Source organism: Roseibium salinum, assembly GCF_026240905.1.
Lineage (GTDB): Bacteria > Pseudomonadota > Alphaproteobacteria > Rhizobiales > Stappiaceae > Roseibium > Roseibium salinum.
In genome coordinates this window covers 3,410,001-3,436,233 of record NZ_JAPEVI010000003.1, presented here as the reverse complement: position 1 = coordinate 3,436,233, position 26,233 = coordinate 3,410,001, and the positions used below count along the sequence as shown (strand labels likewise).

Here is a 26,233-nt window from a genome sequence, read left to right as displayed (position 1 = left end):
ACTGAAATGTCTGGGAGGACATCCAATGAAAAAATTCGTAGTTGCTGCGGCAACCGCAGCATCCTTTGCCCTGTCCGCCAATGCCTTTGCGGCTGAATCCTGCGATGACGGCGAAATCGTCATCAAGTTCAGCCACGTGGTTGCCGCGACCGGCCACCCGAAAGGCGACGCGGCCACCCTGCTGGCCGAGCGCGTGAACAGCGAAATGGACGGCAAGGCCTGCATGCAGGTGTTCCCGAACTCGCAGCTCTTCGACGACGACAAGGTCATGGAAGCCCTGCTCCTCGGCGACGTTCAGCTCGCAGCCCCTTCGCTCTCCAAGTTCGAAGCCTATACGCTGAAGTTCCGCCTGTTCGACCTGCCGTTCCTGTTCCAGGATCTTGAGGCGGTTGACCGTTTCACCACCGGTGAAGACGGCAAGGGCCTCCTGAACTCCATGACCGATTACGGCTTCCAGGGCCTCGGCTACTGGAGTTCCGGACTGAAGCAGTTTTCGGCCAACAAGCCGCTTCTGGTGCCTGAGGATGCCAAGGGCCTGAAGTTCCGCGTGCAGACCTCCGACGTGGCCGTTGCCATGATCGAAGCCATGGGTGCAAACGCCCAGAAGCTGGCCTTCAAGGAAGTCTACGGCGCCCTGCAGACCGGTGTTGTCGACGGTCAGGAAAACTCCTGGTCCAATATCTACACCCAGAAGTTTTTCGAGGTGCAGGACGGTATCACCGAAACCAACCACCAGCTTCTCGCCTATCTGCTTGTCACCTCCGACGAGTGGCTGAACAGCCTGGAGCCGGACGTCCGTGACCAGTTCGTGACCATCGTCGAAGAGGTCACTGCAACTGCAAACGGAAACGTGGCCGAACAAGAAGCCATGAACCGTCAGCGCATCCTCGATGCCGGCACCACGATCCGCGAGCTGAACCCGGAACAGCGTAAGGCCTGGGTCGACGCGATGAAGCCGGTTTGGGACAAGTTCGAAGGCGATATCGGCAAGGACCTGATCGATTCGGCTGTCTCGGCCAACAACGCGAGCTGATTTTTCGGATCACAAGACTGCAAGTGAAGGGCCGGTTCGACCGGCCCTTCTTCAAAGGTCCGGCGGCCTGCCCTCATTGAGGCCGTCGAGACAAGAACAATCCGGCAGGCCTATTGCGGGGGAAACGAATGCAACGCGTCGACAATTGGGTCACGCGCTTTGAAGAGGGGGTTCTGGCCCTGCTTCTGGCGGCAATGACCATCGTATCCTTCACCCAGGTGGTGGCACGATACGGGTTTAACTCCGGTTGGACCGGAGCCTTGGAATTCACACGTATCCTGTTCGCCTGGCTGATCCTGTTCGGCATGAGCTACGGCGTGAAAGTCGGCTCCCATCTCGGGGTCGATGCCGCCATCCGCCTGTTTCCGAAGCCGGTGTTCCGCGCCGCGGCGGTCTTCGGCGCCGTGTGCGGTGCCGTCTATGCCCTGACGCTGCTGTGGTCCGAGTGGCTGCACATCTTCGGTCTTGAGACCCGGGGCGGCGCCATCGACTACTGGATGAAGATGTACAAGATCGGCATCGGTCTGGATGACCTGCGCTATCCCGATCCCATCATCGAAGCATTCGGCACGCAGGAGCGCGTCCAGCGCTGGATCGCCTATCTTATCCTGCCCGTCGGCCTTGCCCTGCTCCTGTTCCGCTGTATTCAGGCGGCCTGGCAGATCATTACCGGTCAGCGCGAAATGATGATCGCCGCCCATGAGGCGGAAGATCTCGTTGCTGAAAACAAAGACGTTCTGAAAGGCTGAGGCGGGCATATGGAAGCTGCAATTCTCTTTATCCTCGTCCTGGGCTTTCTGTTCCTGGGCGTACCCATCGCCATTTCCCTCGGTCTTTCGAGCGTTCTGGCAATTGTCTTCTTCTCCACCGACTCCCTGTCGTCGGTCGCCCTGCAATTGTTCACGGCGTCGCAGAACTACACGCTCCTGGCGATCCCGTTCTTCATCCTGGCATCGGCCTTCATGTCCACCGGCGGCGTTGCCCGGCGCATCATCCGCTTCGCGATCGCCTGCGTCGGCCATCTCCGCGGCGGCCTTGCCATCGCGGCGGTGTTCTCGTGCATGCTGTTTGCCGCGCTTTCCGGATCGTCTCCGGCAACCGTGGTGGCCATCGGCACCATCGCCATCGCGGGTATGCGTGAGGTCGGCTACACCAAGGACTTTGCTGCCGGCGTCATCGCCAATGCCGGCACGCTCGGCATCCTGATTCCGCCATCCATCGTCATGGTGGTCTATTCCGCCGCCACGGACGTGTCCGTAGGCCGCATGTTCCTGGCCGGCGTCATTCCCGGCCTCGTTGCCGGCCTGATGCTGATGGCGGCCATCTACATCAATGCCCGCATAAAGAACATGCCGAAGCAGCCCTTCGCCGGTTTCGGGGAAATCCTGAGCGCCGGCGCGGAAGCCGGTTTCGGACTGCTGCTCATCGTCATCATCCTGGGCGGTATCTATGGCGGGATCTTCACCCCGACCGAGGCTGCGGCGGTGGCGGCGGTCTATGCGTTCCTGATCGCGATATTCATCTATCGCGACATGGGGCCGCTCAAGGACGTGCCGATGCGCAAGGACGGCGAAAGCATCCCGTCAGCGATCTTCCGGAACGTCTGGCTGACAATCGTCTACTTCCTGCCCGGCTGCTTCCACGCTGATACCAAGAAGGTCCTGACGGACGCGGCCAAGACGACGATCATGCTGATGTTCATCATCGTCAACGCCCTGCTGTTCGCGCACGTCCTGACATCCGAGCGCATTCCGCAGGCGATCACCGACTGGATGATCGGCGCCGGCTTCAACTGGTTCACCTTCCTGATCGCGGTCAACATTCTGCTGCTGCTCGGCGGTCAGTTCATGGAACCGTCCGGCCTGCTGCTGATCGTGGCGCCGGTGGTCTTCCCGATCGCGATGGAACTGGGCGTCGATCCCGTCCATCTCGGCATCATCATGGTGGTGAACATGGAAATCGGCATGATCACGCCGCCGATCGGGCTCAACCTGTTCGTCACGTCGGGGATAACGGGCATGAGTCTGGTGCAGGTCGTCCGGGCGGCGCTGCCCTTCGTGATGATCCTGTTCCTGTTCCTGATCCTGGTCACCTACATCCCCGCCATGTCCACCTGGCTGCCTTACAGCCTGATGGGGCCGGAGATCATAACAAACCGGTAACGGCCCGGACCCTATCGGAACTTCAGGCGGCGGCTCTTCGGGGCCGCCGCTTTTCTTTGCGCCGTTGCGGCCACTTCAACCTCATCCTGGGGAGCGAGCTTGCTCGCGTCTCGAAGGATGGGCGGCACACACCGGGGCAAGCGGCTCATCCTTCGAGACAGCGCTCTCGCGCTTCCTCAGGATGAGGTCGGAAAAGCGGAGGCGGCGCACAAAAAAGCCGGCTCCCGCGGGAGCCGGCCCTCATTGTCTCTGCTTGGAAATCCAATATGGATCAGACGATGCTGCCCAGCTTCATGGCGACGCTCATGTCGCCTTCCACCTGCATCTTGCCGCCCATGAAGGCTGCCGTGGGGCTCAGGTCGCCGGAGAGAAGATCGCCGAGGTCGTCGGCCAACATCTTGATCGTGCAGTCGGCTTCGCCGTCTTCGTTGGAAACGTTGGAGCCCTTCAGGAAGATGACCCCGGTCTCGCCGAGATCGAACTTGACGCTGTCATCGATTCCGCCATCGGCAACTTTCGCGCGGACGCCTTCAGTGAGCTGTTCCAAGGACATATTTTCTTCTCCCGATTGGTGAGGCGTGAGCCTGCTGTTGCTGTCTTGAAGCATGCCGTTTACGTAATCGTCAAGAGTGAAACGGCGAAGCTTCGCGTGTTTCCTCAACAGGATCGCTGTTCCATGGTGGATGCAGCGGGCCTGCCGCGGTTCAATGATTGTCCCGCGGCAGGCCCTTTGTGTGAGCGACGTCCTGATATTTGACTGCCGGTTCCAGAACCATGCCCTTGTCGAACTGGCCGACCATGGAGCGCTGGATCTCCTGCCAGGGCGTCTGGCTCTCCGCTATCGCGAAGCCGCCGGCGGCTTCAAGGTCGGCGCGGCGCCGAGCCAGCTCCTCATCGGAAATCAGAATGTCGGCCGTGCCCTTTTTCAGGTCGATGCGCACCCGGTCGCCGGTTTTCAGAAGCGCCAGGCCGCCCATGGCGGCCGCTTCCGGTGAGGCGTTGAGGATCGAAGGCGATCCGGACGTGCCGGACTGGCGGCCGTCACCGATACACGGCAGCGCGGTGATGCCCCGTTTGATCAGCGCCGCCGGCGGCTGCATGTTCACGACCTCCGCGCCGCCCGGGTAACCGATCGGCCCCGTGCCGCGGATGAACAACATGCAGAACTCGTCGATTTCCAGCTCCGGATTGTCGATGTTGTCGTGATAGTCCTCCGGCCCCTCGAAGACCACGGCCCGGCCTTCGAAGGCCTCCGGGTCATCCGGGTTGGACAGATAGCGCTGCCGGAATTCCTCGGATATGACGCTGGTCTTCATGATGGCGCTGTCGAAGAGGTTGCCCTTCAGGTTGATGAAACCGGCATTTTCCATCATCGGCCTGTCGTAGGGCTTGATCACATCCGGCAGGTCCGTCGTGATGCCCTCGCAGTTTTCGCCGATCGGCCTGCCATTGGCGGTGATCGCGTCCGGATGGGGCAGCTTGCCGTGGCGCATCAGTTCGGCAACGACGGCCGGCACGCCGCCGGCGTGGAAATAGTCTTCGCCCAGATAATCTCCGGCCGGCTGCAGATTGACCAGCAGCGAAATGTCGTGACCGATCCTCTGCCAGTCGTCGTTGGTAACCTCGATGCCGAGATGACGCGCGACGCCGTTGAGGTGGATGGGCGCATTGGTCGAGCCGCCGATGGCGGAATTGACCACGATGGCGTTCTCGAACGCCTCGCGGGTCATGATGTCCGTGGGTTTAAGGTCCTCCCGCACCATGTCGACAATGCGCCGTCCGGTCTCATAGGAGATCGCGCCGCGCTCCCGGTAAGGGGCCGGGACCGCCGCCGCGCCGGGCAATTGCATGCCGAGGGCTTCGGCGAGGGAGTTCATCGTCGTCGCGGTGCCCATCGTGTTGCAATAGCCGACGGAAGGGGCGGAGGAAGCGACGAGATCCATGAAGCCTTCATAATCGATTTCACCGGCGGCAAGCATCTCGCGTGCTTTCCACACGATGGTTCCGGACCCGGTGCGCTCGCCCTTGTGCCAGCCGTTCAGCATCGGGCCGACGGAAAGCGCGATCGCGGGAATGTTGACGGTCGCGGCAGCCATGAGGCAGGCGGGGGTGGTCTTGTCGCAGCCGATGGTCAGCACGACGCCGTCGATCGGATAGCCGTAGAGCAGTTCGACAAGTCCGAGATAGGCAAGGTTGCGGTCGAGAGCCGCGGTCGGCCGTTTGCCGGTTTCCTGGATCGGATGAACCGGAAACTCGAATGCGATGCCGCCGGCGTCCCGGATCCCCTCGCGCACGCGCTTGGCCAGTTCCAGGTGGTGACGGTTGCACGGGGAAAGGTCGGAGCCGGTCTGCGCGATCCCGATGATGGGCTTGCCGGACTGCAGTTCTTCCCGGGTGATGCCGAAATTCAGGTAGCGCTCGATATAGAGCGCGGTCATCCCCGGATTGTCAGGATTGTTGAACCAGCATGCGGACCGCAGCTTCGGTTGTTTCGTGTCGCTCATGGCGCCTCGTCCCTCGACTTAATCGCTTTGATCAGCGTTGAATCGATAAACACCACGCGCCGGAGACTGTAAAGGCGGCGTTTTCCGAAATCCGTTCGGGGCAGCGTTCAAAACGACGCAGCGGGCTTGCCCAGGGTGTCGGCGACGGAGAAGCGGGCAAAGGCCCACAGGATAGCAAGGCAGGCCGCAAACAGGAGGGGTGCGAGCGCGAGGGGAGCCAGCGCGAACGCGCCGCCGAGGCCGCCGACCGCCCAGATCCCGGTCAGCAGGCGCCTTGCGCGCACCGCGAGCCGGTTGCGGCGCATGGCAAGTGCTTTCAGGGCCGGAAACGCGCCGATGTCGTCGGTGTTGCTGACGGCGATCGGAGCCTGTTCCCCCGGTTCTGCGCCGGCGGGAACGCAGTCGCGGAGTTCCAGGCAGGTCCGGTCCCGCGACAGGGTCAGAGACGAGCGGATCCTGCGGAAGGAGCCGGCGTGCGGCTTCCTGTGCGGTTTCGCCCGGTTTGGGGTCGTTCAGGATCTCAAGGCCGAGCATGTCCGCCAGCGCCTCGCGGGTGTTCCGGCTGTCGCCGCTGAACAGCCAGGGCACGAGGCCTTCCGCGCGCAGGGCCAAGCCGGCAACGCCGGCATCCTGCCGCAGCGTGCCTTCCAGCCCCAGCACGCCGACCACGCGGCCGCCGACGGCAACGCGCAGCACCGTCTTGCCGTCCGCCTCCAGGGAGCGGGCGATTGCGTCGGCGGTGAAACTGTCGATCTTGAGCCGCTTCAGGAGATCGGTCGTGCCGATCACGACGGTCTGTCCGCCGAGGAGCGCGACAACGCCAAGGCCGGGGGCCGGTTCGAAACGGTCCGGGCATTTGACGGCCACGTGCCATTGGGAGGCCAGCTGGCGAAGGGCGACGGCAACGGGATGGGTGGATTGCGCCTCCGCCGAGGCGGCGACCGCCAGCAGCGTCCGGGGCTCGTTGTTGAACGCCATCACGTTGGTGACCATCAGGTCCGGTCCGGACATCACGGCAGCCTTGTCGATGACGATGTCCCGGGCACGGGCAAGTCTGGTGAAGGCGCCGGGCGCAAGGTCACGGGCCCCGGCCGAAAGCGCCGCCTGGTGAAAGACCTTGTCCGCAAAGGCATTGATCCCGTCGATCAGGTGCGGCCAGGACAGCAGCAGCGTGGACGCCAGCGCCGCCGGCACGAAGGCCGGATCAACAAACCACCAGAGCGCGGCTGAAAGCGCGGTCAGCGCCAGCGAACAGCCGGCCTCTGTCAGCCCGCTCCGGTCGCCGCGCGGCGGCAGCAGGGCAACGCCAAGCGCCCGCAGGGCCATCAGAAAGGCGGCGGCCGTGGCCGGCACCGGCGCGGCGTCGGGCGCCACGCCCGACAGCAGCAGACCGGCGGAAAGCACCAGGAGAACCGTGGCAACGGCGACGGTGAACAAGCTCAGCGGACGCCCGGCCATTGTGTTGAGCGAGAAGGAAAGCGCCAGCAGCGAAAAGATCGAAGAAAACATGCCGAAGATAAGGGCGCTGTACTTTCCGAAAACCAGTATCGGCTCATGCGCCGCCTGCATGTCGGCGGTCATCGAAAAGGCGGAAAGGGCCAGAAATACAATCGTAAGCCCCAGAAATCCGAGCCATAGAACTGATATGAAATTTGTTTTCGGCATGGCCGTTTGCTTTCGTCCCTGACAGTCTTCGCCGTCACCACCGGGTGGAGCCGAAGAAAAACGCGGCCGCGCACTCGGGTGACGACTTCAAGATGCGGAACAGGAATTTTTCAGGCAATGCCGTTGAGTCACCCAGGCGGCCGGTTTGCCGTCAGGACGGGCAAGGCCTAAGGAAAACTGCCGAGGATTTACGCCATGCAGCGGTTGTGGCCCGCCGCGGACACGTCCTCATTTCATGTTGAGAAATGAGAGGCTGACGTATTATCGCCCCGGTCGAAGTCACCGGGGCGGATTAGCGTCCCTTCCGGTGCTGATTTTATTCAGCGAGAGCCCCGAAAATCCAATCTTTACTTTTTGTTTACCATGTTCATCTGGAGAAAACGGGCGAAGATCGGCCGAGTGACAATAGATCCGGAGCGGACTCCTCATTGCTGCGGGAGATTCAACTGACCGGAGCAGGCAATGCATCCGGAAGGCGGCAAAAACTGCCGGGTTACAGACTTGGTTGTGGTTATTTTGTGGCGCTCGGCCGGGAATCGGGGCTGGGACCTGAGTCAAGTCGTGCGTTCGTGTGAGTCCCAAAAAGACTCTGTATCAGGGACTTAGCGATTCTCCGCCGGCTGTGGAGGCGTGCAGGCCCCGTTTTCGCGCACAGCGCGGTCACGCGCTCTCCAGATTGGCGCGTGACAGCAGTTCCATGGACGGCATCAGGCTCAGGAGCTCTTGCGTATAGGCGTGCTGCGGCGCTTCGAAGAGCCGGTCGCACTCGGCAACCTCGCACAGCTCGCCGTTGCGCATGACGCCGATGCGGTTGCACATCTGCCGGATCACGGCGAGATCGTGGCTGATGAACAGCATCGTCAGGCGCAGCTCCTCCTGCAGGTCCTTCAGAAGGTTCAGGATCTGGGCCTGGATAGACACGTCGAGCGCGGATGTCGGCTCGTCGCAAATGAGAAAGCGCGGCCGGGTGGCCAGGGCCCTCGCAATGGAGATGCGCTGGCGTTGGCCGCCGGAGAATTCGTGCGGGAACTTCTTCCCGGCGGCAACGCCGAGGCCGACATGGTCCAGAAGATCGTCGACGATCCCGCGGACTTCCGCATTGCTGGAGGCCAGCCTGTGGAACTTGATCGGCTCCGCGACGATGTCCTTCACCCGCATGCGCGCGTTGAGCGAGGAATAAGGGTCCTGAAAGATCATCTGCATCTGGCGGCGCATGGCCAGAACGTCCCTGCGGTTCTTCAGCGACGTGAGTTCCGTCGTTCCGAACCGGACGGAGCCGTCCGTCGGCTGGTAAAGGCCGGTGATCAGCCTTGCGATGGTCGATTTGCCAGAACCGCTTTCGCCGACGAGGCCGAAAGTCTCGCCTTCCGCTATGTCGAAGCTGACCTTCCGGACCGCCTGAAAATACCTTCGCCGCGAAGGAAAGATGGAGCTGCGCGTTTCGAAGCGCATGTCGAGATCGCGGACCTGCACCAGCGGGCCGGTGACCTTTTCATACTCGCGCACCTTTCCCAGCCAGTGAGTGGCAAGGTTGATCTTCTTTTGCGGCGTGCCGGCCTTCTCGATGTAGTCGACCACCGGAAAACGCTCGACCCGGATATCGGGCCGGGGCACGGCGGAGATCAGGCTCTGCGTATAGGCGTGCCTCGGAGCGCCCAGCACCTGTGTGGTTTCGCCATATTCGACCAGCTCGCCGTGATACATGACGGCCACGTGGTCGGTGATGTCGGCGATCACGCCCATGTCATGGGTGATCACCATCATGGCGACGTTGCGCTCCTCGCAGAGCTTTTTCATCAATTCGAGGATCTGCGCCTGGATCGAGACGTCGAGGGCGGTCGTCGGCTCGTCGGCGATCACCAGTTCCGGCTCCGCGCATAGCGCCAGGGCGATCACCACCCTCTGGCGCATGCCTCCGGAAAACTGATGCGGATACTGCCTGATCCGCTCTTCCGGGTTCGGAATGCCGACCGCATCGATCAGCTCCACCGCGCGTTGCCGCGCCTGGCCGGCCGAGAGCGGCAGATGGGTGCGGATGGTTTCCACCAGCTGGGATTCCACGGTCTGCAGCGGATCGAGGGAGGTCAGCGGATCCTGAAAGATCATGCCGATCTTGCGGCCGCGCAAACGGCGCTTCTGCCTGTAGGGCAGCTGGTCGATCCGCTGGCCGTGCAGATGGATCTCTCCGCCGGCGATATGCCCCGGTTCCTGCAGGAGGCCGATCACGGCATTGCCGACCGTCGACTTGCCCGCCCCCGATTCGCCGACGACGCCGAGGATCTTGCCGGCCTCGACGCTCAAGGTGACATTGTCCACGGCGACGAAGACCGATTTGCGGCCCGGGAACTCGACCGTCAGATCCTTGATTTCAAGAACGCTCATGCCGCCCTCACCGCAGTTTCGGGTTGAGGGCGTCGCGCAGCCAGTCGCCCAGAAGATTGACGTTCAGCACCAGCAAGGCGAGCGCCACGCCGGGGAAGATGGCGATCCACCATTCGCCGGAATAGAGAAAGTCGTTGCCGATGGCGATCAGCGTGCCGAGCGAAGGCTGGGTGGGCGGCATGCCGACCCCCAGGAACGACAGGGTTGCTTCCGTGACGATCGCCAGCGCCAGATTGATGGTCGCGATCACCATCACCGGCCCCATGACGTTCGGCAGGATGTGTCGGGCCATGATGGTCACCGGGGGGATGCCGATGACCCGGGCGGCCTGCACATACTCCTTGTTCTTCTCCACCATGGTCGAGCCGCGCACGGTGCGGGCATATTGCACCCAGAAGGACAGGGCCAGGGAGACGATCAGGATGTAGAAGGCGAAGACCTCCCGGTCGACGGATCCGAAAATGCCGCTGGCAACACCGTCGATCAGCAGCGCGATGAGGATGGCCGGAAACGTCAGCTGGACGTCGGCAATGCGCATGATGATCGCATCGACGCGGCCGCCCAGATAGCCTGCGATCAGCCCCAGCGTGATGCCGATGACCGCCGCCGCGATGACGGAGCAGAAGCCGACGATCAGCGATATGCGCATGCCGTAGAAGATGGCGGAGAGAAGGTCGCGGCCCTGATCGTCGGTCCCGAGCACGAAGCGCGGGTCGGAATACTCCATCCAGAGCGGCGGAACCCGCGCATCCATGATGGTGATCGATGCCAGGTCGAACGGGTCGTGCGGCGCGATCCAGGGTGCCAGAAACGCAAGCAGGAACAGGATCAGCGTGCCGCAGGCGGCAATCACCGCCACCTTGGATTGCAGGAACGAGTGGAACATGTCGCTGTCCAGGATCCTTGCCAGGCGGCCGGGCGCCGCTGGCATCTGGTCAGGGGCATCTTCGGAGACGTATGGCATGGCTCAGGTCTCCTTACGGCCGTCCGACCCGCAGACGCGGATCGATGAGGAAATACAGGATGTCGACGATGAAGTTGATCGCCACGAACATGAAGGCGGTCAACAGCAGGTAGGCGGACATGATCGGGATGTCGACGTTCTGGACCGCCTGCAGGAACAACAAGCCCATGCCCGGCCACTGGAACACCGTCTCGGTGATGGTTGCGAAGGCGATGATGGCCCCGAGCTGCAACCCGGTGATGGTGATGACCGGTACGAGCGTGTTCTTCAGTGCGTGGCGGAAGTTCACGATCCGGTCCGGCAGGCCGCGGGCGCGGGCGAACTTGATATAGTCGGTCCGGATGACCTCCAGCATTTCGGCGCGGATCAGCCGCATGATCAGGGTCATCTGATAAAGGCCGAGCGTGATCGACGGCAGGATCAGCGCCTTCAGCCCGGAAACGGTCAGAAAGCCGGTGGTCCACCAGGAGCCGATCTGGACGGTCTCCCCGCGCCCGAAGCTCGGCAGCCACTGCAGGGTCACGGAAAACAGGAAAATCAGCAGGATGCCGATAAAGAAGGTCGGCAGCGAGATCCCCACCAGCGACAGGGACAGAAACAGTTTCGAAATGGGGGATTCCCGATTGAGACCCGCATAGATGCCCATCGGAATGCCGACGAGGAGCGCGAACAGCGCCGAGGTGAAACTGAGCTCCAGGGTCGCGGGGATGCGCTTGGCGAAGAGGTCGGAGACCGGCTGGCGGAACTGGTAGGACGTACCGAAGTCGAACTGCACCGCCTTGGTGGCGAAGCGGAAGAACTGCACGGCAACCGGGTCGTTCAGGCCAAGGCGTTCTCTCAGCGCCTCCCGCTCTTCGATCGAGGTTTCGATCCCGACCATCTGGTTGATGGGGTCACCGACGAAACGGAACATGGTGAAGGCAAGCACGGCCACCACCAGCATGACAATCATCGCCTGCAAGAGGCGGCGCGTCGCAAAACCAATCATTATGACTCTTCAGGGCTGGCTCAATCCGACTTCTGGATTTCGGGCATGAAATACGCCCCCGGCGCGGGGCCGGGAGCGTGAGAAGCGACGTGCCTGGATCAGTTCTTGGTCACGAAACGGAACTTGAACTGGTTATCGGCACGCTGGACGACATTGACATCGTCCGAAACACCCCAGGCCAGGCTCTGCTGGTGCAGCGGGATGTAATAGGCGTTGTCGTGGCTGATCTTGAACGCCTCGGCAATCAGCGCGTCACGCTTTTCCGGGTCGATCTCGACGAGGATCTGGTCGGTCAGGGCGTCGATCTGCGGATCGCAGAAACCGCCGTTGTTGAACGGCGAGCCTTTTCCGGTTTCATCGCGGCAGTTCATCAGGTTGTCGAGCACGTTCCAGCTGTCGAAGGACCCCGGGGTCCAGCCGAGCAGGTAGAAGGATGTGTCATAGTTGCCGGAGGCCAGGATACGTGCGAAGTACTTGGCTTTCGGCTGGGCATTGAGGTTCACCTTCACGCCGATGCGCGCCAGCATCGACGCAACCGCCTGGCAGATGGCTTCGTCATTGACGTAGCGGTCGTTCGGGCAATCCATGCCGATGGAAAAGCCATCCGGATATCCGGCTTCCGCCAACAGCGCCTTTGCGGCTTCCGGGTCATACGGATGGCGCTCGAATTCATCGGACCTGGAGAACAGGAGCGGTGAAATCATGATTGCGGAAGGCGTCGCCAGGTCGCGCATGACCTTGGTCTTGATCGCGTTGATATCGATCGCCTGGTAGAAGGCCTTGCGGACTTTCGCATCCTTGAGCGGGTTCTTGCCCTTGACGTCGGAATAGAGCAGCTCGTCGCGCATCTGGTCCATGCCAAGGAATATGGTCCTGAGCTCGGGACCGGTCATGGCCGACGTGCCCTGGTTGTCGTTAATGCGTTTGATGTCCTGCACCGGAATGGGATAGACCATGTCCATCTCGCCGGACAGCAGCGCGGCCACGCGGGTCGCGTCCGAGCCGATGGGCGTGAATTCCACAGTGTCCAGATTGTGCTTGGGCTCGTCCCACCAGCCGTCGAATTTCTCGTAGACGGTTTTGACGCCGGGCTCATGGCTGACGAGCTTGAACGGGCCGGTGCCGTTGGCGTTCAGCGCCGCGTGATTTACCGAGGTATCCGATGCGGAGGTGACCTTGACCGCATCGTTCTCGCTCGTCCACTCCTTGTCCATGATGTAGAACGTATCCCACTCGTAATGCAGGATCGGGTTCGGACTGGAAAGAACGAAGTCGACGGTGTGGTCGTCAACGATCTCGACTTTCATGTCGGCCGGCACGCGCGTGCTCAGGTCGGACCCTTCAGAGCGCACGCGCTCGACGGAAAAGGCCACGTCTTCTGCAGTGAAGTCGCTGCCATTGTGAAATTTCACACCCTCGCGCAGATGGAAGCGCCAGCGGTTCGGCTCCAGGATTTCCCAGCTTTCCGCAAGCGCGGGCTCGATTTGAAGATCCGGACCGCGCCGCGTCAGGCCCTCATAGGTGTTGCCGAGTGCCGACAGCGTGAAGGTCTCGTTGAGACTGTACGGATCCAGGGCATTCAATGCCCCCTGAAACGCGAATTTGAGTGTTTCGGCCTTGGCGGCAGATCCAGTTCCCGCAGCCAGCAATGCCGCGGCTAAGACGAATGACTTCTTGTACATGTTCCCCTCGTTTTTCCGGTTTCCCGAATTGCAGTCTGAGCGCCTCCGCTGTTTTCACGATTGCACGCCCACCTTGCCCGACTATGACACTGTAAACGTTTGCATTCAAATCCGATCAACCCTCAGTTATCCACAGACGCCAATCCGTCCAGCAGGCGGTCCAGAAACGCGGCGCACCGGTCAAGTTCGGCAAGTTCGATATATTCGTCCGGCTGATGGGCCTGATCGATGGATCCGGGTCCGCAGACCACCGTCGACAGCCCGTGGTTCTGGAAAATGCCGCCTTCGGTCGCGTAGACGACCACGCTGCGTGCATTGTCGCCCGTCAGTCGCCGCACGACGGCCTCCGCCCGGCCGTCGTCTTCCTGCCGCAGGCCGGGGACGTTGGCGATTTCCTCCACGTCGATCCGGCAATCTGCGGAGACGGCGCGCATGCCGGGCACCACGTCCTGCTCGATGAACGACTTGTAGGCGGCGATCCAATCCTCCGCGCTTTCCCCCGGCAGCAACCGGATATCCGTCATGAATTCGCAGTGCTGGGCGGTGATGTTATGGGCCTGGCCACCGGAAATCGTGCCGCAGTGGAGCGTCGTGTAGGGCGGTTCGAACGGGCAGTCCGGATCGGCCTTTGCCCGGTTCTCGGCCGTCTTGCCGTCCAGCCAGGTGATCAGCCTGGCCGCCGCTGAAATGGCCGAAACGCCCCGGTGCAACTGGCTGGAGTGAACCGGATGGCCATGAATGCGCGTCTTCAGGAGCGCGATGCCCTTGTGACCGGTGACCACCTTCATGCGGGTCGGTTCGCCGACAATGACGAAATCCGGCCGTGGCCCCGTGTCGAGCAGGTCGCGGATGAGCGGCGACGCGCCATGGCAGCCGGTTTCCTCGTCATAGGAAAGAGCAATGTGGACAGGCCTCTTCAGGTCCGCGGCCAGAAAGTCCGGAACCTTGGCAAGCACCGTTGCCGCAAAGCCTTTCATGTCGGCCGCTCCGCGCCCGTAGAGCCGGCCCCCTTCCTCCCACGCGTTGAACGGGTCCTGCGTCCAGGCCTGTCCGTCGACCGGGACCACATCCGTATGCGCCGACAGCACGACACCGCCATCGACGGCCGGCCCAACAAGGGCATGCAGCCCGGCCTTTTCGCCGGTGGCATCGGGAACGCGGACGGAGGTCACCCCGAGGCCGGCGAGATAGTCTTCGACAAAGGCGATCAGGCCGAGATTGCTGCGGTCCGAAACCGTGTTGAACGAGATCAGCGTCTCCAGCATCTCCCGCGGGGAATAGGAACGACTCACAGGGCCTCCGGTGTCTTGGTCAAGTGGCTGAAACGGCCTGATCGTCAGGCACGAAGAGGCCAGCTAAGCTGACAACCGTATATATCTGCAAGGGAATTTCCTTGCCCCGCAGCGTGATTTCAGCGGGCTCCGCGAGCGGAATAGTGGCCTCTGCCAGGTCGATCACGGCCTTGGAGACGGCCAGAAAGCTGTTATGGGCCTTGTTTTCCGTCTCCAGCCGGCTGGCCGTGTTGACCACATCGCCAAGCGCCGTGAGGCCGCTCCGTTCGCCCGTGGCGCCGGCGGCGCCGATTCGTCCTAGAATGGCGGGCCCCAGATGCAGTCCGATCCCGAGGCGGATCGGGTCGCGGAACTGCGGCCCCTTTTCCGCCTCCAGGGCTTTCATGACCTCTTCGATGCGCCGGCAGGCCCGCAGCGCCTGCCTTGCGCCGGTCTTAGCGTCGACCTTCATGCCGAAGATCGCCATGATGCCGTCGCCGATGAACTTGTCGACATGCCCGCCTTCGGCATGAATGGCTGCCGAGGCCTGGTCCAGATACCTGTTGAGCAGATGCACGACGTCGTAGGCCAGCTGGGATTCCGTGATGCGGGTGAAATTGCGCAGGTCGACGAACATCACCGCCACGTCCTGTTCCACCCCCCAGTAATAGGCATCGGACAGGTGTTCGCTGTTTCCCGTACCGGCCTTGGCAGGCACCAGCGGCCGGACTTCAATGTCTTGAGCGGGGCGGACCTGGCAGGCCAGCCGGACGTTTTCCCCAGCCGCGATCCGGGCAAGCACGGCCGCCTCGGCCGGCCCCGGCTTGTCGAGCTGGTTCGCGCCTTGAAGGATTTTCACCCGGCATGTGGAACACCGTGCCCGCCCGCCGCATACCGCCGCGTGCGGAATGTTCTTCATGCGGCTGATCTCAAGAAGCGTCGGCCCGGGGGAAACGTTCACTTTCAGGCCGCCGGGATAGGTCACGGCAATGCCGGACGTGAAACGCTGGGACAGATAACGCATGAGGACGATCAGCAGACTGATCGCAATGAGGCTGAGGACGAACGCGCGCAACTCCGCGACCAGTTCTGCTGCCCAGAGCTGCTGCTCGGGGGTGATCTTCACGGCGACGTCCCGAGTGAGCGCCAGGCGCCGGGCGCCTTCGATCCAGCCCCACAGCGCAAGCACCGGCACGGCGATCGCGAAGCCGGCAGCGACGATCCGCAAGCGGCGGTAGGCAGGATAGAGCCGGAGCCAGAAATGCAGTCCGATCATGGCGTGCGACCACACCACCAGCAGCAGGATGGACTGGGTGAGGGCACTGTCCGGCCACAGGATGGTCAGCATCTGCGGATAGACGGGGGAAAACCCGAACTGCTTGGCGACCCCCATGGTGGTGGCGACGTGCGGGATCAGCGCCCAGGGGATGTATAGGCCGAGCGCCAGTTGAAAGAATTCCCAGCGCGGCATCTTCAAAGTGCGCCGCTTGCCGGTCCGCCACAGGGCCAGGGTGACGTGGATGATCGCCGCGGATATGAGGGCCATCTCGCCCAGGGGACTGCGCCAGACCCAGTAGTGCCACACGGAAGCCTTGTCCATCGCCTCGACGGAAATGATGCCAAGGGAATGATTGAGGAAGTGGCTCAGGCAGAAGATGAACAGGACGAGGCCGCTGCCGAGCCGCAAACGCTGCCGCCAGTTTCCGGCTCCCGGCCTCTGTCTGCGTTCCGGGTTCGGGAGGGCAGGCTTGACGGGGAGGGTGGGGGATCCGGAGACGGTCATGTAAGTCCTTGCACATCCTTGTGAACGGTCTCATGCGGACCCTGCGGAAATCAGTGACCCGGCCGCGCAGCCGCGTCAAGCCGCAACTCCGGCGAGCCGTGACCCGGACGGTGGAAAGTCGTTCGGAGGCCTTGAAACTGGGCTCGCAACAGGCAACTGTCCCGGCGGAAAAGGCGACAGGGAAATCCATTCATGAAGGTTTACGGCATCAAGAACTGCGACACCGTCAAGAAGGCGCGCAAATTCCTGGAAGAAGCCAGTGTGGACTATGAGTTCCACGATTACAAAAAGGACGGCGTGGATGGCGACAAGCTGGCGGCATTTGTCGGCGAGTTCGGCTGGGAGACGGTCCTGAACAGGCGCGGCACCACGTGGCGGAAGCTGGACGAGGCAACGCAGGACTCGGTGGTCGACGCCAGGAGCGCCCTCGACGTCATGATGGAGAACCCCTCGGTCATCAAGCGCCCCATCGTTGAAGGCGAGGTGAAGAACTTTATCGGTTTCGATCCCGTTGCCTGGGAAATGGCGCTGGAACTCGGTGAACTGAAATAGGTCCTCACCACACTCCCCGACGTCTTCAATCCGGTGACTACCAGGTCCGGCGCGGGCCCGTGTCGATGTGATAGTGGCCTGAAGAATAGTGCTTGTAGCCGCCGACTTCCGGCTGGGCCTTCAGAAAGGCGATGACGGAAGACGGATCGCCGGCAACCGAAAAATCGACTGCGCGGCAATTCAGGTGGTAGGATTTCCTGGCGCCGCCCTTCCACCAGTTTTCCAGCCACCAGCGTTTGGTGGAATTGATCGTGACCTCGCCATAATGGCTCGCCACCCGGTTGAGAACCTTCTTCAGCTTGCGCGGCACGCACCAGGAGCTGTCGTTATAGTCGATGTCATTGTGGGAAGCTGTCATCCAGCCCATGCCGGTCACGCCTGCGACCGTGCCGCAGCCGGCAAGCGTGGCGGTAAATCCGATAAAAACGATCCAGGCGATGAGGCGTTGACGCATGACGGGCTGGCCTTGTCGAAATCTGTTTGTAGGTCGTCCCCCGCGGCAAGGCTCGTGCAATTTGATTAAAATTCTCATGAGAAACATGGTTAACGCAGCCGGAAAATGACGGCTTGTTGTGATGCGGATGTGAGCGGGGCGTAGGCCGCTATCGGTGTTTTGACCGAGCCCATGGCCGCGATGCCCGTCACTATCTGGGACGGCTGTCGGAAATGCGTGCCGCCGTGCCGGAATTGCAAGCTCAGATCACCTGCGAAACTGGTGGAAAATAGCGCCGGAAAGAGCAGCGCAGGCTGGTCATCCGGAGAACGCCCGGGAAGCTTGCTGCGGCGCTGCGAAGGAAGGTCCGGACAAGGAGTCGTTCCGCAAAACCCTCACTCCGGAAAGACCGGAAATTTTGCCCGGCCTGCGGGATTCGGGCCGGGACCTGGCGACTGAAACACGATATCAACGGGCTGTTGCCCCGATAGATCTGGAGACTGGAAGAACATGCCGGATAGCCTTTACGTTCTGACGCTGTCATGCGCGGACAAGCCCGGAATTGTTGCCGCCGTAACAACCGAACTGGCCGAGTTCGGGGCCAATATCGCCGAAAGTGGCCAGTTCTGGGACCGGGTCACCAACCAGTTCTTCCTGCGCATCGCGATCCTGGCGCCGGAAGGTGTCACGCTGGACAGCGTGCAGCGGGCTCTGGACCCGGTAATCACGCGTTTCGACATGAAGGCGAAGCTCGTCGATGCCGCCAGGCGGCCGAAGGTCATCATCATGGTGTCCAAGTTCGACCACGCGATGCAGCATCTGCTTTATCAGATCCGCGTCGGGTGGATGGATGCCGAAGTCGTGGCCATCGTTTCCAACCATCCGGACGGCCAGCGGACCGCCGAACATGAAGGCATTCCCTATTACCACTGGCCGGTGAACAAGGAGAACAAGGCCGAGCAGGAAGAAAAACTCCTGAAGCTGGTCAAGGAGACCCGCGCCGACCTCGTTGTGCTGGCCCGCTACATGCAGGTGCTGTCCGACAACCTGTCCAAGCGCCTGTTCGGCAAGGTGATCAATATTCACCACTCGTTCCTGCCGAGCTTCAAGGGCGCAAAGCCCTATCACCAGGCCCATGCGCGCGGCGTGAAGATGATCGGCGCGACCGCTCACTACGTGACGCCGGATCTGGACGAAGGCCCGATCATCGAGCAGGACGCCGAACGCGTCAGCCATGCCCTGTCGGCCGACGATTTCGTCGCCCGCGGACGGGACATCGAATCCCGCGTGCTCGCCCGCGCCGTGAAGTACCACCTGGAAAACCGGGTGATGATTGTCGGCAACAAGACGATCGTGTTCGCGACGTAATATCAGGCAACAGCCGCCAACGGGGCCGGAACGGGCATGCCGTCCCGTTTGACCTCGGAACAGACCCAATCGCGGAACAGCCGGACCTTCCGGCTGGTCCGGTTGGCCGGCGCATAGCTCAGATACCAGCTTTCGCTCTCCGCCTCGCACACCAGTTCGAACGGCTGGATGAGCTGTCCCGTTTCCAGCGCGGTCTTGCAGAAATAGGGCGTCAGGATCGCAACGCCCTGGCCGGCGATCGCCCTGTTCGCCTCCAGGGCCTGCGAGCCCATGCGGGAACTGGGATACCGGCTCAGGTCGACATCGGCCAATCCGGCGGCCTTGAACCAGATTTCCCACCAGGGATCCTGCGGGTCGACCAGCGGCAATTGCAGAAGGTCTTCCGGCCGCTCGAGCCGCTTAACGGTCGCGGCGAGCGTAGGGCTCAGCATTGGCGAAAACTCCGCCCTGACGATTTTGTAGGCGATCCAGTCCTTTGGCGGTGCCTTGCAGGCCGAGACCACAACGTCGGCATCGGCAAATTGCGGGCTCGAGATCGGGACCGTAGGGCAGGATGCGCACGGCGATGTCGGGGTTCTGCATCTGGAAATGCACCAGCCGGTTCGCCAGCCAGTTGACGGCGAATGTCGTGTTGCTGGAGACCACGAGCTGCCTGGCATTCTGGTCGGTCACGTCCTCGAATGCGCTGCGCAGCGAAGAAAAGGCGTCGACCACCTTGGCGGCCAGTTGCGCGCCGTGATCCGTCAGCTCGATCTTGCGGGCCTTGCGCGTGAACAGCGCAAAGCCGAGCCGCTCCTCCAGAAGCTTGATCTGATAACTGACCGCGGCCTGGGTCATGCCGAGTTCTTCACCGGCGCGGGTAAAGCTCAGATGGCGGCTGGCCGCTTCAAAGGCGCGAATTGAAGAAAGGGGTGGCAGGTTGATCATAATGCATAAGGCTCCCTTATGCATAGCTAGCGAGATTTCATTGGTAAGGCAAGCGCAACGGACCGATATCTACGGCATGAAACCGAGGATTTATGGTGATGCCTGAGTCTGCTTGTTGCCAATCCGCGAACGTGACTGCCGCGGCGAAGGAGCGATTTCCCCTAACAGGATTTATCCTCATGGCCTTCCGTCGCATGACGGCTCCAAGGCGCAAGCGTCTTGCCGTGGGCGATCTGCCGCCGGAACTGCTTCGGGATATCGGTTTTGATGCGGAGCAGCGCCGGCCGAATTCTCTGGAAGACAAATGGCGCCTGGAAATGGAGTTGCAATCCAAGTGACCGGGCGCCGTTCGGGGCAGTCCGCTGATCCGGTCTTAAAGGACCAGCGCCCACAGCGTGGCGCCGAGCATGGCCACTGCCATCACAACCGTGATCGCCCGCATCACGGCGCCTTCGCCGATCAGAGCAAGAATGGAAACCCCTGCTAGCGCCCACAGCGAGTGAAAGAAGAGGCCGCCGAGCGTGAAGCCGCTCACCAGGATCAGGGCGTTTTCATGGACGCTGAGACCGTTTCCGGCGAAAAAGGTCGAAAAGGCCACCAGGTTCATCGCCCAGGTTTTCGGGCTGAGCGGGTGGATCAGGAGCCCTTCCCAGAAACTGGGCGGCGCCACTTCGCCCTTGGGTCTCACGCTCAACGAGACAATCCGCCACGCGAGATAACTCATATAGGCCATGCTCAGGACCTTGAAGACGGTGACAATCGGCCCGCCGGCCGCCATCACGTGGCCGAGGCCATAGGCCACGCCGAGTTTCAACGGCAGCGACCCGAGCATCGAGGCGACGATGACCGGAAACGCGGTCCGGTAACCCGACGATGCGCCGATGGCCAGAAAGGTCAGGTTCCCGGGGCCGGGCGTCCCGGTCATGACGATGACGAACACCGCGAAGGCGAGGAGTGTGGCGAGTTCCATGGAGTGTCTCCGGACAATGTATCGTTCGTTTAGATACAATCGATACAAATTGGCAGGAGCACTAATTGTCTTGAAGAAGTGTATCCGTCAATGATAACATTGTTCTCATGACAATGTGGGTTCCGGATATAGAACGGGCGCAGGGCCCGATTTACCTGGCGATCGCCGACGCGCTCGAATCGGACGTCAAGACCGGAGCCCTAGCGCAGGGCGACCGGCTGCCCCCGCAGCGGGAACTGGCCTACCGGCTCGGCGTCACCCTCGGCACCATCACCCGGGCCTATGGCGAGGCCGAGCGGCGGCGGCTGGTGAAGGGCGAAACCGGGCGCGGCACCTATATCGCCTCGCAAAGCCTGAAGGTTTCGCCGCTGGCCCCCAAGGAGGATGAGCCGGAAACCTGCGACCTTGCCCGCAACTTCGCCTACCCGCATCTCAACCCGAGCCTCGCGGAAGGGCTGATGCGCGTGGCGAGGACGGCGGGCATCGAACGGCTGAACGGTTTCGTGCCGTCCGAAGGCCTGAAGACACACCGGGAAACCGGCGTTCTGGTGTTCAAGGACTATGGGCTGGATGCCGATCCGGCCCGCGTCGCCGTTACCTGCGGCGCCCAGCACGGCATCCAGGTGACCTGTCAGGCCCTCTTCCGGTCCGGCGACGCGATTGCCGTCGACCGGTTCACCTATCCCTCGATCTTCAGTTCGCTTGCGGGGTTGGGCCTGAAGGCGGTGCCGGTACCGGCGCTGCGCCGTGACGATGGCGGGCTTGGCGCAATGGATCCGCAAGCCCTGGCCCGGGCCGCCACGGCCTATGGTGTGAAAGGCGTCTTCCTGATGCCGAACATGCAGAACCCGACGACCCACACCATGTCGGTCGCGGAACGCGAGGATCTGGTCCGCGTGGCCCGCGCGCACGATCTGCACATCGTCGAGGACGATCCCTATACGCCGTTCCTGCCCGACCCACTGCCGGCCTTCGGCGCGCTCGCGCCCGAACGCACCGCCTCCATCGCCAGCATCTCGAAGGTCTGTTCGCCGGGGAGCCGGATCGGTTTCGTCCATGTCCCGGCGCTTTTCGGCGACAGCATCCGCAACAAGATCGGCGAGAGCACCTGGATGGCCTCGCCGATCACCGCGGAGCTGATTGCCGGCTGGGTGCGTGAAGGGCTTCTCTTCAAGGCCTTGCGCCTCAAGCGGAAAGCTAATCGCGAACGGTTCCTGAGCGCGCGGAAAATCCTGTCTCCCCATTTCCTTCAGGGCGACACCAACAAGGTGTTCGGCTGGCTGCGCCTGCCGGACCCTGTCGACCCGGACGCACTCCAGGCGGCGCTCGGCCATCAGGGCGTTTCGGCGCTTTCCTCCCGCTACTTCCAGGCAAAGGACCACACGCCCGCTCCTTACCTGCGCATCACCTTCGGCTCCGAAGAGTCCGACGAGCGTTTCTGCTGGGCCCTGGAACGGATCAAGGCGACCATTGACCAATTGGCCGACTTGCCGGATCTCACCCGTCCGGTAGGCTGACCGGCCCGGGTTCGCCGGCAGGGCAGGCCTCTTGCATCGTCATCCGGGATCGGTGGGGCGAGGTCCAAAGATCTGTGGCTCTCCGGCCCCGGCCCGCGCGCCGGCGCAAAGCGATGACGATCCGAGGGTTGGTTATCAGCCTGCTGGCCCGACAGTGCTTTGACAACGGGCCTGATCCGGTCGATAAGCGCCCCATCGAGGCAGCAGGACCGGGCGCTCCTGACGAGGTGACATGGCTTTTTGGTCAAAACAGAACAGCGGCAAAAAGCAGAGCGTATGCGACCCGCAGGCGAATCCCTATGCGGTGTTCGCCGATGTCGGTCTCGCCATCGGCCGCAAGCGCATCCTGGAAGGACTGTCCCTCACTCTTTCGGAGGACCGCGTCGGGGTGATCGGTCTCAACGGCTCCGGCAAGAGCACCTTCATCAGGCTGCTGAACGGGTTGCGCATGCCGGACAGCGGATCGCTGACCCTGTTCGGGGCCCCGGCCGATCAGGCCGCACCCGAACTGCCGCGCCATGTCGGCTTCGTGTTTCAGAACCCGGATCACCAGGCGATTTTCCCGACGGTCGAGGAAGAGATCGCCTTCGGCCTCACCCAGCTCGGCGCCGATAAAAAGGAAGCCCGCGCCCGCGCGGGCGAATTTCTGGCACGGCACGGCTGTCAGGAACTGGCCGGCAGCCCGGTCGCCGAACTCTCCGAAGGCCAGAAGCAGCTCATCTGCATTCTGGCGGTCCTCGTCATGGAGCCACGCCTGCTTGTCCTGGACGAGCCGATGACCAGCCTGGATGCGCTGGCCTCGGGACGGATCCGCGACATGCTGTTCTCGCTGCCGCAGAAGATCGTCATGGTCAGCCACGATCTCAGCCATTTTGCCGGCTTCGACCGCGTGATATGGCTTGAGGATGGCGGCGTGCGCATGGACGGAAACCCGCATGAAGTGATTTCAGCCTACAAGCGGGATATCGACCGCAGGCTGGGGTCCAGGCCGGAGCTCGCAGTGCTTTGATCTCGATTTACCTCAAGGGCAACAGCTGGGCGCACAAACTGCCTGCAGGTCTCAAGCTGCTGACCGTTGCGGTCGGCAGCCTGGTGCTGTTTCGCGTGACCACGCCCTGGATCTTCCTTCCCTGTCTCGTCGCGGTGATCGCAATGTATGCTTCCCTCGGCCGCGAGGGCCTCCGGCAGCTCAAGCTGCTGCGCGGGCTGACGGTGTTTCTGGTGGTCATCCTTGGCCTGCACTGGTTCTCAGGAACGATGGAGGAAGGCGCGGCGGTGGTCCTCCGCCTGATCGTTCTGTTCCTGGCGGCAAACTTCGTCTCCATCACCACGCGCATGGACGACATGCTGGACGCCGTCCTGCCGCTCTTCAAGCCGTTGGAATGGTTCGGCATCTCGCCGAGAAAGCCGGCGCTGAGCGTTGCGCTGGTGCTGCGCTTTGCGCCGCACCTGATGCAGGTGTTCTCCATGCTGCGGGAAGCCTGGCAGGCTCGTACCGGCTCGAAGACGTCTTGGCGCCTGATCGCCCCGTTTGCCGTTCAATCGCTGCGCATGTCCGACAACGTGGCGGAGGCTCTCAAGGCACGCGGCGGTTCGGAAGGTCTGTCAAGGTAACCCTAAAACCAGCTGCCCGCGTCTGGCAATTTTCGCGGTTTTGCGCTATCCGGCCATTCCATGACGCTGCAAAACGAGATCTGGTCCGGAAACGTGGATAAGGCAGCGGCAGTAACATCAACAAGAAGGTAGAAAACCTATGGCTGACCGTTCTCTTGTCCATATCGCATTCTACGCGGCGCTGATCGCGGCTCTCGGCCTGATCCCGCCTGTTGCCATTCCCTTCATGGCCGGCGTTCCCATTACCGCGCAAACGCTTGGCGTCATGCTGGCCGGGGTCATGCTCGGCCCGGTCCGTGGCGGCCTCGCCGTTCTCCTCTTCCTGTTCCTGGTCGCCCTCGGCGCACCGTTCCTGTCCGGCGGCCGCGGCGGCCTGGGCGTGTTCCAGACGGCCTCGGTCGGTTTCCTGATCGGCTGGCCGGTCGGCGCATTCGTCGCCGGATGGATCATGCGGGCAACCGGCGACATGAACGTATTGCTTGCGTCCGCGATTTCCGCGGTCATCGGCGGCATCATCGTCGTCTATGCCTTCGGCATTGCTGGAGTCTCGATCATCGCCGGACTTCCGCTCGCGCAAGCGGTCGTCGCCAGCGCCGTCTATATTCCGGGCGATCTCATCAAGGTCGCCGTGACCGCCCTTGTGACCCAGACCGTGGCGCGCGGTCTGCCCGGCGCCCTGCTTTCACGCGCTTGAGGCAATCCTCGTTGGGGCCGGTACAGCATGGCCTATATCGGCGACCAGCTTGATATCTTCGCCGGCAAAACTCCCGACGGCACCGCGCTGACATGCGGCGCGGTTGAGGTAAGCTGGCGGGACCTGTTCAGAGCAATCGGCTCGGCGGAAAACCACATCCGCCGCCTCTCGCCGCGCGGTGGGCGCATCGCCCTTCTTCTGAGAGACCCGGCGGAGCTGATCGTCTGGTTTTTCGCCTGTGCCCGCACGGCGCGCGTTGCGGTGGTCATGGACCCCGACTGGCCGCCAGCGCAGAAAACGGCCGTCCTTGCCGGAATAGACGCCGACTTGGAGATCGACGCGGCCGCCTGTGCGGCTTTGCGCGAGGTTTCTGCCGCGGCGCCAGCCATATCAAGTCCGGCAGAAGAACCGCCCCCCGCAGAAGATGACTTCTTCTACGCCGGGTTCACCTCCGGCTCGAGCGGTACTCCGAAGGGATATATTCGAATGCACGGCTCCTGGCTGGAAAGCTTCGCGCTGACAAGGCGGGAATTCCCGACCGCGCCAAGGCCCCCGGGCCGGGTGGTGCTCGCCGGGCAGCTCACCCATTCCCTTCATCTTTACGGCGCCGTTTGCGGCCTTGCCTCCGGTCAGGAGGTCGTGCTGCTGCCCCGCTTCGAACCGCGCGCCGTGCTGGCGGAACTGCGCAACGCGCCGGCGGGCGCGGTTCTATATGCAACCCCGACGCAGCTCCACTATCTGGCGGAAGGGGCAAGCCGCGGCGAGCCGGTCGAAACCGTCGTCCAGGTTTTCGCAAGCGGCGCCAAATGGCGGGACGAGGACCGCCGGGCCCTGCGCAAGGTGTTTCCCAAGGCCGATCTGATCGAATTCTACGGCGCCTCGGAAGCCAGCTTCATCACCGTCGCCAAACCTGAGGAAAATGTGCCGGCCGGTTCGGTCGGGCGGGCGGCCGCCGGTGTCCGGATCGCCATCGGCGATCCGGCGGCCCCGGCTCCCGCCGGCGTGACCGGCTCCATCTGGGTGAAAAGCAGTTTGCTCTTTTCAGGCTATATCTGCGGACATGCGCCCGAGACCCGCTGGCAGGACGGCTGGCTGACCTTGGGCGACCACGGCTTTGTGGATGCCGCCGGATTTCTGTTCCTGACCGGCCGCGAAAACCGCATGATCATCACCTCCGGACTGAACGTCTATCCGGAGGAGGTGGAAGAGGTCCTGTCCGCGCACCCGGCGGTCGCCATTGCCGTGGTGGCAGGGCTGGCTGACAAGGTTCGCGGACAGCGGCTGGAAGCGGCCGTGCAACTCTCCCTGCCGCTTGAGGATGCCGAAACCGTGCTACTGCGCCACTGCCGGGCCCATCTTGCCGCCGGCAAGTTGCCCCGCAAGATCCATGTCCGCCACAGGTTGCCGCTGACGGCCGGCGGAAAACCGGATATTCAGAAGATCATTGCAGAACTTCAGCGCAAGGAGAGCATGTGACACGCCGGGCAGTCATCGTCGCGGCCAGACGCACGGCCATCGCCCCGCGCGGTGGCGCGCTGGCCTCTTTCCAGGCAGATGAACTGGCGGCACCGGTGCTGGCCCGGCTGATTGAAGACGCCGGCCTGGCCGCGGACATGGTCGACCAGGTGATTCTCGGCAATGCGCTCTATGGCGGCGGCAATCCCGCACGCCTCGCTGCCCTGCGCGCCGGCATTCCCGCATCGGTTCCGGCACTCACCGTCGAC

25 protein-coding genes (1 of these 25 running past the window's edge) are annotated in these 26,233 nt (G+C 62.6%); 12 read left to right on the top strand and 13 right to left on the bottom strand.

Features of this window, described 5'->3' with window-relative positions:
• The first annotated feature begins 25 nt into the window (after positions 1–25).
• The 3 genes from ON753_RS20430 to ON753_RS20420 all read left to right on the top strand — a co-directional run bounded on the left by ON753_RS20430 (position 26) and on the right by ON753_RS20420 (position 3,195).
• The gene (locus ON753_RS20430) at positions 26–1,033 is read left to right on the top strand and encodes a DctP family TRAP transporter solute-binding subunit (RefSeq protein ID WP_265964924.1); all 1,008 of its coding nucleotides are present in this window, start codon (positions 26–28) and stop codon (positions 1,031–1,033) included.
• Positions 1,034–1,161: 128 nt separating this feature from the next.
• Positions 1,162–1,782 carry a TRAP transporter small permease gene (locus ON753_RS20425; protein WP_265964923.1) on the top strand — a complete coding sequence of 207 codons (621 nt, stop codon included), beginning with the start codon at positions 1,162–1,164 and terminating at the stop codon, positions 1,780–1,782.
• A 9-nt stretch (positions 1,783–1,791) separates the two neighbouring features.
• Complete coding sequence (locus ON753_RS20420; protein WP_265964922.1) at positions 1,792–3,195, top strand: TRAP transporter large permease; 1,404 nt, start codon at positions 1,792–1,794, stop codon at positions 3,193–3,195.
• Between the two features lie 271 nt (positions 3,196–3,466).
• On the opposite strand, the gene ON753_RS20415 is transcribed toward ON753_RS20420, so the two are convergent.
• The 9 genes from ON753_RS20415 to ON753_RS20375 form a co-directional block, all read right to left on the bottom strand.
• Positions 3,467–3,748 carry an SCP2 sterol-binding domain-containing protein gene (locus ON753_RS20415; RefSeq protein ID WP_265964920.1) on the bottom strand — a complete coding sequence of 94 codons (282 nt, stop codon included), beginning with the start codon at positions 3,746–3,748 and terminating at the stop codon, positions 3,467–3,469.
• Between the two features lie 151 nt (positions 3,749–3,899).
• The gene (locus tag ON753_RS20410; RefSeq protein WP_265964918.1) at positions 3,900–5,699 is read right to left on the bottom strand and encodes an IlvD/Edd family dehydratase; all 1,800 of its coding nucleotides are present in this window, start codon (positions 5,697–5,699) and stop codon (positions 3,900–3,902) included.
• An 18-nt stretch (positions 5,700–5,717) separates the two neighbouring features.
• Positions 5,718–7,364 (bottom strand): HAD family hydrolase, encoded by a 1,647-nt coding sequence (locus ON753_RS20405; protein WP_265964917.1) that lies wholly within the window; start codon positions 7,362–7,364, stop codon positions 5,718–5,720.
• A 660-nt stretch (positions 7,365–8,024) separates the two neighbouring features.
• Positions 8,025–9,746, bottom strand: coding sequence for an ABC transporter ATP-binding protein (locus tag ON753_RS20400; protein WP_265964913.1), 1,722 nt, complete (start codon positions 9,744–9,746; stop codon positions 8,025–8,027).
• A gap of 7 nt (positions 9,747–9,753) precedes the next feature.
• Positions 9,754–10,710 (bottom strand): ABC transporter permease, encoded by a 957-nt coding sequence (locus ON753_RS20395; RefSeq protein ID WP_265964910.1) that lies wholly within the window; start codon positions 10,708–10,710, stop codon positions 9,754–9,756.
• 13 nt (positions 10,711–10,723) lie between these two features.
• Positions 10,724–11,698, bottom strand: a complete 975-nt coding sequence (locus tag ON753_RS20390) for an ABC transporter permease (RefSeq protein WP_265964907.1) — start codon at positions 11,696–11,698, stop codon at positions 10,724–10,726.
• A 98-nt stretch (positions 11,699–11,796) separates the two neighbouring features.
• Positions 11,797–13,380 carry an ABC transporter substrate-binding protein gene (locus ON753_RS20385; protein WP_265964905.1) on the bottom strand — a complete coding sequence of 528 codons (1,584 nt, stop codon included), beginning with the start codon at positions 13,378–13,380 and terminating at the stop codon, positions 11,797–11,799.
• Between the two features lie 122 nt (positions 13,381–13,502).
• On the bottom strand, positions 13,503–14,672 hold the full coding sequence (gene argE, locus ON753_RS20380; RefSeq protein ID WP_265964903.1) for an acetylornithine deacetylase: 1,170 nt from the start codon (positions 14,670–14,672) through the stop codon (positions 13,503–13,505).
• A 19-nt stretch (positions 14,673–14,691) separates the two neighbouring features.
• Positions 14,692–16,434, bottom strand: a complete 1,743-nt coding sequence (locus tag ON753_RS20375) for an adenylate/guanylate cyclase domain-containing protein (protein ID WP_265964901.1) — start codon at positions 16,432–16,434, stop codon at positions 14,692–14,694.
• A gap of 192 nt (positions 16,435–16,626) precedes the next feature.
• Between ON753_RS20375 and ON753_RS20370 the strand changes: the two genes are divergently transcribed.
• Positions 16,627–16,986 carry an ArsC family reductase gene (locus ON753_RS20370; RefSeq protein WP_265964899.1) on the top strand — a complete coding sequence of 120 codons (360 nt, stop codon included), beginning with the start codon at positions 16,627–16,629 and terminating at the stop codon, positions 16,984–16,986.
• Positions 16,987–17,023: 37 nt separating this feature from the next.
• Here ON753_RS20370 and ON753_RS20365 read toward each other — a convergent pair whose 3' ends face one another.
• A complete protein-coding gene (locus ON753_RS20365) occupies positions 17,024–17,440 on the bottom strand; it encodes a YcbK family protein (RefSeq protein ID WP_265964897.1) in 417 nt (138 codons plus the stop codon).
• Positions 17,441–17,929: 489 nt separating this feature from the next.
• Between ON753_RS20365 and purU the strand changes: the two genes are divergently transcribed.
• Entirely contained in the window at positions 17,930–18,787 is an 858-nt protein-coding gene (purU, locus tag ON753_RS20360) for a formyltetrahydrofolate deformylase (protein ID WP_265964895.1), read from the top strand.
• Between the two features lie 2 nt (positions 18,788–18,789).
• Here the strand turns inward: purU and ON753_RS20355 are convergent, their stop codons facing one another.
• Together ON753_RS20355 and ON753_RS20350 are read right to left on the bottom strand one after the other, a co-directional pair.
• Positions 18,790–19,290 carry a LysR substrate-binding domain-containing protein gene (locus ON753_RS20355; protein ID WP_265964893.1) on the bottom strand — a complete coding sequence of 167 codons (501 nt, stop codon included), beginning with the start codon at positions 19,288–19,290 and terminating at the stop codon, positions 18,790–18,792.
• Positions 19,187–19,714, bottom strand: coding sequence for a LysR family transcriptional regulator (locus tag ON753_RS20350; RefSeq protein WP_265964892.1), 528 nt, complete (start codon positions 19,712–19,714; stop codon positions 19,187–19,189). Before ON753_RS20350 ends, ON753_RS20355 begins: the two co-directional genes overlap by 104 nt.
• Positions 19,715–19,893: 179 nt before the next feature.
• On the opposite strand from ON753_RS20350, the gene ON753_RS20345 reads away from it, so the two are divergent.
• A complete protein-coding gene (locus tag ON753_RS20345) occupies positions 19,894–20,052 on the top strand; it encodes a hypothetical protein (protein ID WP_265964890.1) in 159 nt (52 codons plus the stop codon).
• Between the two features lie 35 nt (positions 20,053–20,087).
• On the opposite strand, the gene ON753_RS20340 is transcribed toward ON753_RS20345, so the two are convergent.
• On the bottom strand, positions 20,088–20,684 hold the full coding sequence (locus tag ON753_RS20340) for a LysE family translocator (protein WP_265964889.1): 597 nt from the start codon (positions 20,682–20,684) through the stop codon (positions 20,088–20,090).
• 107 nt (positions 20,685–20,791) lie between these two features.
• On the opposite strand from ON753_RS20340, the gene ON753_RS20335 reads away from it, so the two are divergent.
• From ON753_RS20335 to ON753_RS20310, 6 genes are all read left to right on the top strand, one after another.
• Positions 20,792–22,201: an aminotransferase-like domain-containing protein gene (locus ON753_RS20335; protein WP_265964888.1), complete on the top strand. Its 1,410-nt coding sequence runs from the start codon at positions 20,792–20,794 to the stop codon at positions 22,199–22,201.
• A 232-nt stretch (positions 22,202–22,433) separates the two neighbouring features.
• Positions 22,434–23,210 carry an energy-coupling factor ABC transporter ATP-binding protein gene (locus ON753_RS20330; protein WP_265964887.1) on the top strand — a complete coding sequence of 259 codons (777 nt, stop codon included), beginning with the start codon at positions 22,434–22,436 and terminating at the stop codon, positions 23,208–23,210.
• The gene (locus tag ON753_RS20325) at positions 23,207–23,815 is read left to right on the top strand and encodes an energy-coupling factor transporter transmembrane component T family protein (RefSeq protein ID WP_265964886.1); all 609 of its coding nucleotides are present in this window, start codon (positions 23,207–23,209) and stop codon (positions 23,813–23,815) included. The genes ON753_RS20330 and ON753_RS20325 overlap by 4 nt, the downstream gene beginning before the upstream one ends.
• A 139-nt stretch (positions 23,816–23,954) precedes the next feature.
• The gene (locus ON753_RS20320; RefSeq protein WP_265964884.1) at positions 23,955–24,509 is read left to right on the top strand and encodes a biotin transporter BioY; all 555 of its coding nucleotides are present in this window, start codon (positions 23,955–23,957) and stop codon (positions 24,507–24,509) included.
• Between the two features lie 27 nt (positions 24,510–24,536).
• Entirely contained in the window at positions 24,537–25,985 is a 1,449-nt protein-coding gene (locus ON753_RS20315) for an AMP-binding protein (RefSeq protein ID WP_265964883.1), read from the top strand.
• On the top strand, positions 25,982–26,233 hold the start of the coding sequence (locus ON753_RS20310) for a thiolase family protein (protein WP_265964881.1). The gene runs 903 nt beyond the window's last position; only the first 252 of its 1,155 coding nucleotides appear in the window; the start codon lies at positions 25,982–25,984; the stop codon falls past the right edge of the window. Before ON753_RS20315 ends, ON753_RS20310 begins: the two co-directional genes overlap by 4 nt.

Excerpts from the sequence above, each read along its gene's own strand:
- ON753_RS20430 (WP_265964924.1), top strand. The coding sequence starts at position 26 with ATGAAAAAATTCGTAGTTGCTGCGGCAACCGCAGCATCCTTTGCCCTG.
- ON753_RS20425 (WP_265964923.1), top strand. The coding sequence starts at position 1,162 with ATGCAACGCGTCGACAATTGGGTCACGCGCTTTGAAGAGGGGGTTCTG.
- ON753_RS20420 (WP_265964922.1), top strand. The coding sequence starts at position 1,792 with ATGGAAGCTGCAATTCTCTTTATCCTCGTCCTGGGCTTTCTGTTCCTG.
- ON753_RS20415 (WP_265964920.1), bottom strand. The coding sequence starts at position 3,748 with ATGTCCTTGGAACAGCTCACTGAAGGCGTCCGCGCGAAAGTTGCCGAT.
- ON753_RS20410 (WP_265964918.1), bottom strand. The coding sequence starts at position 5,699 with ATGAGCGACACGAAACAACCGAAGCTGCGGTCCGCATGCTGGTTCAAC.
- ON753_RS20405 (WP_265964917.1), bottom strand. The coding sequence starts at position 7,364 with ATGCCGAAAACAAATTTCATATCAGTTCTATGGCTCGGATTTCTGGGG.
- ON753_RS20400 (WP_265964913.1), bottom strand. The coding sequence starts at position 9,746 with ATGAGCGTTCTTGAAATCAAGGATCTGACGGTCGAGTTCCCGGGCCGC.
- ON753_RS20395 (WP_265964910.1), bottom strand. The coding sequence starts at position 10,710 with ATGCCATACGTCTCCGAAGATGCCCCTGACCAGATGCCAGCGGCGCCC.
- ON753_RS20390 (WP_265964907.1), bottom strand. The coding sequence starts at position 11,698 with ATGATTGGTTTTGCGACGCGCCGCCTCTTGCAGGCGATGATTGTCATG.
- ON753_RS20385 (WP_265964905.1), bottom strand. The coding sequence starts at position 13,380 with ATGTACAAGAAGTCATTCGTCTTAGCCGCGGCATTGCTGGCTGCGGGA.
- ON753_RS20375 (WP_265964901.1), bottom strand. The coding sequence starts at position 16,434 with ATGACCGTCTCCGGATCCCCCACCCTCCCCGTCAAGCCTGCCCTCCCG.
- ON753_RS20370 (WP_265964899.1), top strand. The coding sequence starts at position 16,627 with ATGAAGGTTTACGGCATCAAGAACTGCGACACCGTCAAGAAGGCGCGC.
- ON753_RS20365 (WP_265964897.1), bottom strand. The coding sequence starts at position 17,440 with ATGCGTCAACGCCTCATCGCCTGGATCGTTTTTATCGGATTTACCGCC.
- purU (WP_265964895.1), top strand. The coding sequence starts at position 17,930 with ATGCCGGATAGCCTTTACGTTCTGACGCTGTCATGCGCGGACAAGCCC.
- ON753_RS20350 (WP_265964892.1), bottom strand. The coding sequence starts at position 19,714 with ATGATCAACCTGCCACCCCTTTCTTCAATTCGCGCCTTTGAAGCGGCC.
- ON753_RS20345 (WP_265964890.1), top strand. The coding sequence starts at position 19,894 with ATGGCCTTCCGTCGCATGACGGCTCCAAGGCGCAAGCGTCTTGCCGTG.
- ON753_RS20340 (WP_265964889.1), bottom strand. The coding sequence starts at position 20,684 with ATGGAACTCGCCACACTCCTCGCCTTCGCGGTGTTCGTCATCGTCATG.
- ON753_RS20335 (WP_265964888.1), top strand. The coding sequence starts at position 20,792 with ATGACAATGTGGGTTCCGGATATAGAACGGGCGCAGGGCCCGATTTAC.
- ON753_RS20330 (WP_265964887.1), top strand. The coding sequence starts at position 22,434 with ATGGCTTTTTGGTCAAAACAGAACAGCGGCAAAAAGCAGAGCGTATGC.
- ON753_RS20320 (WP_265964884.1), top strand. The coding sequence starts at position 23,955 with ATGGCTGACCGTTCTCTTGTCCATATCGCATTCTACGCGGCGCTGATC.
- ON753_RS20315 (WP_265964883.1), top strand. The coding sequence starts at position 24,537 with ATGGCCTATATCGGCGACCAGCTTGATATCTTCGCCGGCAAAACTCCC.